Genomic DNA, 3,220 nt, shown 5'->3' with positions numbered 1-3,220 from the left:
CCCCCCCGCCACGCCCCCGCCCACAAAACCCGCCGCCAAGGCGATGTACACCCCGACCCCCCCCCCCCCCCGCCCCATGCCGTGCCACCCCCACCCCAACCCACACATGGCGCCCGTCTCCTTCGTCTCGCGATTTCGACGCATCTGGGGTGGAGTGTGCGCCAGCGCAATGCCGCGATCATAGGGTCGATGGTCCTCGGATCTGCTACGAGTCCGGGACCGGCACGGCACCCGCCGCGACGCGCCTGAGCCAGGAAATGTGGTGAACGTGAGGTGGCCCAGGCGTGACGGTTCGGCGGTCCCGTCCACGAATGGTCGCGCCGCGTGGCCGGCGCAGGCTATGACAATACGGTGAGCAACCACCATGTGAACCTGACCCAGCAAGAAGCCTCGTTGGTCGGCGAAAGCCATCCTGAAGCTCTGGAACGCATGGATGAGAAGCAGCTGAAGGATCTTCAGAGCCGGCTCAGGAGTGCCCGCGAGAAGAACTTCAGTCTGCTGCGACGGCAGGGCGCGGCCCGCGTGGCGGCTGAAGGCGCGCGCGGCGCCGCCCAGCCGGCCAGCGAACGACGTGGCGAAAAGGTGGAGGTCCTCGACGAGGCCTTGGCGCGGGTGACGCAGCGCCTGGATTCCCTCCGCGAAACGCAGTAGCGACGGGTTTTCCGGCATCTGCGTTTCGCTGCGTGCCGGTGAACTCTGAGCTTATGGTCGATCAATGAACTGGATGACGTTGATCGGCAACGCGCTCGTCCCCCTCGCCTCCGTGATCTCGAGCGCCTCCGTCGCGATCTGGACGAAGCGCATCGACGCGAGGAACAAGGAGCAGGACCGCCTCCACGAACGCGTGCTCGACTTCGAGAAGCGGGCCGCCGACGACAAGAAGGCGGTGCTGAAGTCGCTGATCTCCGCGACCATCTACGTCAAGCGCGCGGCCCAGTACCAGGGCACCGGCACCGCCGAGGAACTCGCCAGCCAGCGGCGCGCCGAGGCTCTCCGCGAGCTATACGACTTTCGCATGCGCCTCGGCCTCGACGACGGGGTCGCCGAGCTGATGGTCTACGCCGCGCCACCGGTGCGCGACCTGGTCAGTCTGCTCCTCGATGAGTGGGATCGCCAGTTCCGCGAACACGGGTACTCACTCACTCAATTGGATTCGTGCAAGCGCGAATTGGCGCAGACGACGGCGTGCCCTCCGCCGCGGGAGGACACCACCGTCTATTACGAGGGCGAGCTCAAGTGGTCGGAGCTGAGGAAGATAGAGACGGGGTGGCTGGAAAGACTGGGCAGGGAGTCCGATCTCGACGTTGACGCGCTCGTGGACCTATGCGATCGCACTCTGGAAGCCGCCCACAAAGACCTGCGCGGCGGATACGGGATCGACTTCTGACTTCGGTTGGCACCCACGCCGGGCCGCGGGGGTCACGGCTTCCAGAAGTCGTTCATGGTGGTGGCGAACTCGTCGTTGAACGTGATCGGGGCGAGGGGAGTGTTCGGCGCAGTCCCCAGCGCGTATTCGAGGGTGCGCATCAGGCTGTAGTGGTTGTAGTAAGAGTTGGTGACGAAGTGGCCGGACAGCATGCCGCCGGTCGGGGCGTCTATGGCGCCCTGGTTGGGGATGACGATCATCGGAATGTGGTTGCCCTCGTTGCCGATTCCGAGTGAGAGGTTGTTGTAGTCCTCGTCCCACGTGATGATGATCGCATCCCTCTGGGTCGGGTCCGTCCACGTGTTCGAGGCCTGGATCGTGGATACCTGCTGTTGCACGAATTGGTCGCCGGCCGCGATGTTGTACTGGTGCGTCGTGAGCTGGCTGCCGACGAAATTCGCAGCGCCGAACGGGATGTCGACGGGTCCCTCCATGTTGTTCGCCTCGTTGGCGGCCAGCCACGCGAATCGTGGCGCGGTGGCCGGGGTCTTCAGATCGGTGCCCAGCTGGTCCAGCGGAAGCAGGTGCGTCGGCAGATAGGTGGGGTCGGGGTTGCCGTAGACGTAGTTGAAAATGGCGAACGGAAGTTGGTCGACGGAGTAGTCACCCGACGACACGATCGCGCCCGGGTAGGGCATGCTCTGCGCGTAGCCGACCCATTTCACGCCGGACGTATCCATTTCATGGATGAGGTTGTTGGTTCCGTAGATGGTGTTGGGGGGCGGGTTGACGTCGATGCCGTAATCGGTTCCGCCCAGGATTCGGAAGTAGTTCGGGTCACTGGGGTGACCCAGGGCGTAGTAGTTGTTCGCATAGCCGTAGGTGTTGATCAGCGCGTTGATGTACGGCGCGTTGGGGCTGCCGAGGATGTCGCCCACGCCGTGGTTCTCCATGTAGATCAAGAACACGTGATCGAGTTGCCCGACGTGGGCGGTGGGCGGGGCGAGTGTCGCCGGTGTGAGGCTCGGGTCGCCGACGGTGAACGACAGGTTGTCGACGTACGCGTTGTTGTAGTTGCCGAGGACCGGGTTGTGATCGGTGAAGTTCGCCGTCACGACGGCCTTGGTGGTGCCCGCCGGAATCGTTCCGGAGATGTCCCGGGGCTGGAAACCGGTGATGCCCAGTCGATCCAGGGCGGTCACCGGCCCGATCGAGCCGGTGCCCAGGGCAACCCCGCTGGAGTTGAGGAAGGTGACCTGCACGGAGGTCGAAGACGGGTCCACGAGGTAACCGCCGAGCATTCCGCTGAGCGTGTACGGCACGCTGCCGGTATTGATCTTGGCGGACGCGGCGCTGAGGTCGACGACCTGGCTGATGCTCGACGAGCCCACGGGTCCGCCGCCGGCGAAATTGTTTCCGCCGCCCGGAGGGGGGGTGCCCGGGAAGCTGAGGAAGCCGGGAAGATCCGGGATGGAGAACGGCCCGGGATAACCGCGCGGGGTCCCGTAACTGATCACGGTGGGAGTGCCGTCCACCGTCCAGCCCGGGATGGTCACCGAGCTGAAGCCCGACCCGGACGGGCTGGCGATTTCGAAACCGGGGTTGACCAGTAGGTTCTGGCTCATCGGCAGCCCGGGAATCCCGTTGCGGCCCAAGAGTATTCCGCCCGTACCGACGGTGCCGGGGTCACCCAGCAGCGCGAGGGTCGCCGCATTGCCGCCGTTGCCGCCGTTGGCGCCATCACCGACGAGGAAGGCTCGGCCGCCGCTTCCGCCGCTTCCGCCGCCGAATCCGGGAGCGGCATCCGCGCCGGGGCCGCCGGGCCCGCCATCACCCAACAGCGACCCGCCATCC

Annotated in this window: 3 protein-coding genes; 2 read left to right on the top strand and 1 reads right to left on the bottom strand. The window is 65.7% G+C overall.

From position 1 onward, the window contains the following. Positions 1-351: 351 nt before the first annotated feature. Both GPY60_RS26330 and GPY60_RS26325 read left to right on the top strand, forming a co-directional pair. Positions 352-651 carry a hypothetical protein gene (locus tag GPY60_RS26330; RefSeq protein WP_156690633.1) on the top strand — a complete coding sequence of 100 codons (300 nt, stop codon included), beginning with the start codon at positions 352-354 and terminating at the stop codon, positions 649-651. 64 nt (positions 652-715) lie between these two features. Then, positions 716-1,387: a hypothetical protein gene (locus tag GPY60_RS26325; RefSeq protein WP_231639843.1), complete on the top strand. Its 672-nt coding sequence runs from the start codon at positions 716-718 to the stop codon at positions 1,385-1,387. Between the two features lie 32 nt (positions 1,388-1,419). Here the strand turns inward: GPY60_RS26325 and GPY60_RS26320 are convergent. Beyond that, a partial coding sequence (locus tag GPY60_RS26320; protein WP_156690632.1) for an alkaline phosphatase family protein occupies positions 1,420-3,220 on the bottom strand: 1,801 nt, incomplete at its 5' end.

The sequence above is a fragment of the Mycobacterium sp. Marseille-P9652 genome, assembly GCF_902652685.1.
Taxonomy (GTDB): domain Bacteria; phylum Actinomycetota; class Actinomycetes; order Mycobacteriales; family Mycobacteriaceae; genus Mycobacterium.
The sequence above is the reverse complement of the archived record's forward strand: the minus strand, read 5'-3'. Positions and strand labels throughout refer to the sequence as shown.